Source organism: Streptomyces sp. adm13(2018) (assembly GCF_008042145.1).
GTDB lineage: Bacteria > Actinomycetota > Actinomycetes > Streptomycetales > Streptomycetaceae > Streptomyces.
Genome location: NZ_RDBH01000144.1, coordinates 3,566 through 8,438 on the forward strand (window position 1 = coordinate 3,566; position 4,873 = coordinate 8,438).

Sequence of the window (4,873 nt, forward strand, 5' to 3'; positions counted from 1 at the left end):
CCCCAGGGTCTATACAAGCGTCATAGACAGACGTGTAGGACATCCGTATAGTCATGTCCGCGGGCAGGGGAACGGCCCGCGGCCACCGACAAGGAGTCCTGCCATGAGCAGCACCGCGCACCGCAGCACCCCGCGGACCACCGGCCACCCGGCCACCCGCCCCGTCACCCGGAACGCCACCCAGGCCGCTGCCCGGCCCGCCGCCAGGACCGTCCTCATCTCCGGCGCCTCGATCGCCGGACCCGCCCTCGCCCTCTGGCTGCACCGCTACGGCTTCGCCCCCACCGTCGTCGAGCGCGCCCCCGAACTCCGCACCGGCGGCTACAAGGTGGACATCCGCGGCACCGCGATCGAGGTCTGCCGCCGGATGGGCGTCCTCGACGAGATCCGCGCCCGCTCCACCGACATGCGCGGCGGCTCCTACGTGGACGACGCCGGCCGCACCATCGGCGAACTGCCCGCCGACATCTTCGGCGGCCGCGTCGAGGAGGACGACGAGATCATGCGCGGCGAACTCGCCCGCATCCTGTACGACCGCACCCGCGGGGACGTCGAGTACGTCTTCGGCGACTCGATCGCCGCCCTGGACGAGGACACCGACGGCGTCACCGTCATCTTCGACAGCGGCGCCGTCCGCCGCTTCGACCTGGTCGTCGGCGCCGACGGACTGCACTCCAACACCCGGAGGCTCGCCTTCGGCCCCGAGGAGCGGTACAAGCGCCACCTCGGCGCGTACATCTCCATCTTCACCGCCCCCAACCACCTCGGCCTGGACCGCTGGGAGACCTACCACGCCCTGCCCGGGAAGCTGGTCTGCGTCTACAGCTCGGCCGGCGAGAGCGACGCCAGGAACCTCTTCGTCTTCTCCTCGCCCGAACTCCCCCACGACCCCCGGGACGTCGCCGCGCAGAAGCGCGCCCTCGCCGACCGGTTCGCCGGCGACGGCTGGGAGGTCCCCCGGCTCCTCGGGCACGCCGCCGGCGCCGACGACTTCTACCTCGACTCCATGTCCCTGATCGAGATGGACCACTGGTCCCGGGGCCGGGTCGTCCTCCTCGGCGACGCCGCCCACTGCGCCTCCCCCGCCTCCGGCCAGGGCACCGGACTCGCCCTCACCGGCGCGTACGTCCTGGCGGGCGAACTGGCCCGGGCCGGCGGCGACCACACCGTGGCCTTCGCCCGCTACGAGCGGCTCATGCGGCCCGGCGTCGAGCAGAACCAGAGGATGGCCGAGGGTTTCGTCGGGGAGATGACCGTCGCCTCGAAGTGGAAGATCGCCCTGCGCATGTTCATGGTCCGCACCCTGCCGAAGACCCCCTGGAAGAACCTCATCGCGAAGAAGATCCGCGACGGCATCCAGGCGGCCGCCCACGCGGTCCCGCTGGTCGACTACCCGGCTCCGGACGCCGCCGGCACCCCCGGACGCCCTACGGTGGCCGCATGACCGACTTCCACCGCGCCCTCCGCTCCCTGAAGGTCTGGGACACCGAACTCCCCGCCTTCGACCCGGCGGGCGCCCCACCCGAGCCGCTGCCGCTCTTCCACGACTGGTTCACGGCCGCGGTCGCCGCCGGTCAGACCGAGCCGCACACCCTCTCCCTGGCCACCGCCGACGAGGCCGGCAGGCCCGACGTCCGCATCGTGATGCTGCACGACGCCGACGCCCGCGGCTGGCACTTCGCCACCCACGCCACCAGCGCCAAGGGGCGCCAGCTCGCCGCCACCCCCGAGGCCGCGCTCGCCTTCTACTGGCCGGTCCAGGGCCGCCAGGTCCGGATCCGCGGCCACGTCACCACCGGCACCCCCGAGGAGGCGTACGCGGACCTCCACGCCCGCACCACCGGCGCCCTCGCCTCGGCCCTGGTGGGCCGGCAGAGCGAGGTCCTGGACTCCCCCGGCACCCTCGCGGAGGCGAGCGCCAGGGCCTGGGAGCGGGCCGCGGCGGAACCGGACGCCGAGGCCCCCACCTGGACCCTGTACGTCGTCGAGCCGACGGAGGTCGAGTTCTTCCAGGGCGATGCCCGCCGCCGCCACCTCCGCCTCCGCTACCGCCGCACGCCCGACGGCTGGACCCGCGAACTCCTCTGGCCGTAGCGGAGGTTCACGTGTCCGCCCCGGCGTCGTACATCTCCTCGATGTCCCGGGCGAAGTCACGCAGCACCGCGCGGCGCTTGAGTTTCAGGGACGGGGTCAGGTGTCCGGAGCCCTCCGAGAACTCCGTGCTCAGGACGCGGAAGCCGCGGATCGACTCGGCGCGCGAGACGAGCCGGTTGGCGTCCTCCACGGCCCGGCCGAGGGCGGCGAGCAGTTCCTCGTCCCGGGTCAGCTCCCAGAGCGCCAGGTGGTCCTTGTGCCGCATCCGCCGCCAGTGCAGCAGGCCCTCGTGGTCGAGGGTGATCAGGGCGGTGACGTACGGACGGTTGTCGCCGACGACCATGCACTGGGCGACCAGCGGGTGGGCGCGCAGCCAGTCCTCCAGCGGGGCCGGGACGACGTTCTTGCCCGCCGAGGTGATGAGGATGTCCTTCTTGCGGCCGGTGATCCGCAGATAGCCGTCGGCGTCGAGCGAGCCCAGGTCCCCGGTCGGGAACCAGCCGTCGTCCGTGTACGGCACCGCCGCCCCGCGCTGGGCGTCCCAGTAGCCGGCGAAGACGTGGCCGCCCTTGAGCCAGACCTCGCCGTCGCCGGCGATCCGGACCGCCGTGCCGGGCAGCGGCCAGCCGACCGTGCCGGTCCGGGGGCGCCGCGGCGGTGTGACCGTCGACGCGGCCGTGGTCTCCGTCAGGCCGTACCCCTCGAAGACCTCCACGCCCGCCCCGGCGAAGAACTCGGCGAGCCGGGCGCCGAGCGGGGAGCCGCCGGAGATCACGTACCTCACCCGGCCGCCGAGCGCGGCCCGGATGCGCCGGTAGACGAGCGGGTCGTAGAGCGCCCGCGCGGCCCGCAGCGAGAGCGAGGGGGCGGTCTCCTTGCCGTACCGGCGGGCGACCGAGGCGGCCCGGTCGAACGCCGCTGCCTTGCCGCCGCGTTCGGCGGTGGCGCGGGCGGCGTTGAAGACCTTCTCCAGGACGTACGGGATCGCCAGGAGGAACGTGGGCCGGAACGCGGCCAGGTCGTCCAGGAGTTCCTGGCCCTCCACCGAGGGCGCGTGCCCGACGCGGACCCGGGCCCGCACGCAGCCGATGGCCACCATCCGCCCGAAGACGTGGGAGAGCGGCAGGAACAGCAGGGTGGCGGCCGGCTCCCTGCTCTCGGAGACGAAGACGGGGTGGAGGAGCCGGACGGCGTTGTCGACCTCGGCGAAGAAGTTGGCGTGGGTGAGGGCGCAGCCCTTGGGGCGGCCGGTGGTGCCCGAGGTGTAGATGAGGGTGGCGAGGGTCTCCGGGGTGAGCAGTCCGCGCCGGGCGGTGACGGCCTCGTCGGCGACCCGGGCGCCCGCCGTGCGGAGCTGGTCGACGGCGCCGGTGTCCAGGACCCAGAGGTGGGCGAGGCCGGGCAGCTGCCGCCGCTCGGCGGAGACGAGCCGGGCCTGGGCGGGGTCCTCGACGACACAGGCGGCGGCCCCCGAGTCCTGGAGGATCCAGCGGGTCTGGAAGGCAGACGAGGTCGGGTAGACGGGGACGGTGACGAGTCCGGCGGCCCAGGCGGCGAAGTCGAGGAGCGTCCACTCGTAGGTGGTGCGGGCCATGAGGGCGAGCCGGTCACCGGGCCGCAGGCCGTGCGCGATGAGCCCCTTGGCGACGGAGTGGACCTGGGCGGCGAAGGCGGCGGCGGTGACGTCGGCCCAGCCGCCGCCGGCGTCCTTCCGGGAGAACAGCACCGCGTCGGGGTCCTGGCGGGCGTTGTCGTACGGCAGGTCGGCGAGCGACCCGCGGCGGATCACGGGGACGAGCGGGGGCACGGACACCTCGCGCACCACCCCGTCCACCAGGGTCTTGTGCGGCTCGACCGGTTCGCTCTCGGACGGTGCGGTGACGACGGACACGTGCGGCTCCTCGGTCTGCGCGATGAACTGAGGTCGTACGTCGGTGAACTGCGGTCGTGCGGGGGCGCGTTGGCCACTCACATGTCGTAACTAGCCGGTAACCTTACTGCCAGGTAAGGGTCAACGGGGAGACCAGCGCTCGCTTTTCATGAGGTTCCCGAGACCGGACCAGGCGAAGTTCATCAGCGTCGCGGCCGCCTCCCTCGCCGTCACCCCCGGGGTCTCGTTCGCCCAGCTCGCCAGCGACTCGGCGGACCCCACGAGCGCCTGCGCGAGCGCGTCGACGTCCCGCGCGGTGATCTCGGCCCCGGCCGACGCCTCCCGCGCCGCCTCGCCGATCAGCCCCGCGACGAACGCCGTGATCTCGTCCCGCATCCGCGCCGCCTCCCCGGCGAACGGCTCGCCCTGCGTCCGCGCCTGCCGACTCAGCACCGCCCAGGAGTCGGGATGCTCGGCGGCGAAGCCGAAGAAGGCCATCAACCCGGCCCACAGCCGCTCGTCGGGCGGCGCGCTCCGGTCGACGACCGCCTCGGCCACCACCCCGAGCAGCGCCTGCGCCTCCCGCCGGATGACGACGGTGAACAGCTCCTCCTTGGAGTGCAGATAGAGGTAGACGAGAGGCTTGGACACCCCCGCCGACTCGGCGATCTCGTCCATGGACGCCGCCTGGTAGCCGCTCCGCGCGAAGCAGCGCACGGCCGCGTCCATCATCTGCCGTTCCCGCACGACCCGCGGCAACCGCCGCTTAGCACCATCGGACATGGCGCCCACCCCTGCTCCCAAGATCCACTGGTTGCCCCGCGAAAGCCTACGTGCCCCCCGCCCGGACGGGGGCGAGGGGCACGTAGGCTTTCGCGGGGCAACCAGTGGATCTTGGGAGCAGGGGTG

Annotated in this window: 4 protein-coding genes; 2 read left to right on the forward strand and 2 right to left on the reverse strand. The window is 73.3% G+C overall.

Annotated features, from left to right (window positions below):
* The first annotated feature begins 103 nt into the window (after positions 1-103).
* Both EAO70_RS34450 and EAO70_RS34455 read left to right on the forward strand, forming a co-directional pair.
* The gene (locus EAO70_RS34450) at positions 104-1,444 is read left to right on the forward strand and encodes an FAD-dependent monooxygenase (RefSeq protein WP_148006754.1); all 1,341 of its coding nucleotides are present in this window, start codon (positions 104-106) and stop codon (positions 1,442-1,444) included.
* Positions 1,441-2,094, forward strand: coding sequence for a pyridoxal 5'-phosphate synthase (locus EAO70_RS34455; protein ID WP_148006755.1), 654 nt, complete (start codon positions 1,441-1,443; stop codon positions 2,092-2,094). The genes EAO70_RS34450 and EAO70_RS34455 overlap by 4 nt, the downstream gene beginning before the upstream one ends.
* A gap of 7 nt (positions 2,095-2,101) precedes the next feature.
* On the opposite strand, the gene EAO70_RS34460 is transcribed toward EAO70_RS34455, so the two are convergent.
* Together EAO70_RS34460 and EAO70_RS34465 are read right to left on the reverse strand one after the other, a co-directional pair.
* On the reverse strand, positions 2,102-3,985 hold the full coding sequence (locus tag EAO70_RS34460; RefSeq protein WP_148006756.1) for an AMP-dependent synthetase/ligase: 1,884 nt from the start codon (positions 3,983-3,985) through the stop codon (positions 2,102-2,104).
* Between the two features lie 120 nt (positions 3,986-4,105).
* Positions 4,106-4,747 (reverse strand): TetR/AcrR family transcriptional regulator, encoded by a 642-nt coding sequence (locus tag EAO70_RS34465; protein WP_148006757.1) that lies wholly within the window; start codon positions 4,745-4,747, stop codon positions 4,106-4,108.
* Positions 4,748-4,873 lie beyond the last annotated feature (126 nt).

Excerpts from the sequence above, each read along its gene's own strand:
- EAO70_RS34450 (WP_148006754.1), top strand. The coding sequence starts at position 104 with ATGAGCAGCACCGCGCACCGCAGCACCCCGCGGACCACCGGCCACCCG.
- EAO70_RS34455 (WP_148006755.1), top strand. The coding sequence starts at position 1,441 with ATGACCGACTTCCACCGCGCCCTCCGCTCCCTGAAGGTCTGGGACACC.
- EAO70_RS34465 (WP_148006757.1), bottom strand. The coding sequence starts at position 4,747 with ATGTCCGATGGTGCTAAGCGGCGGTTGCCGCGGGTCGTGCGGGAACGG.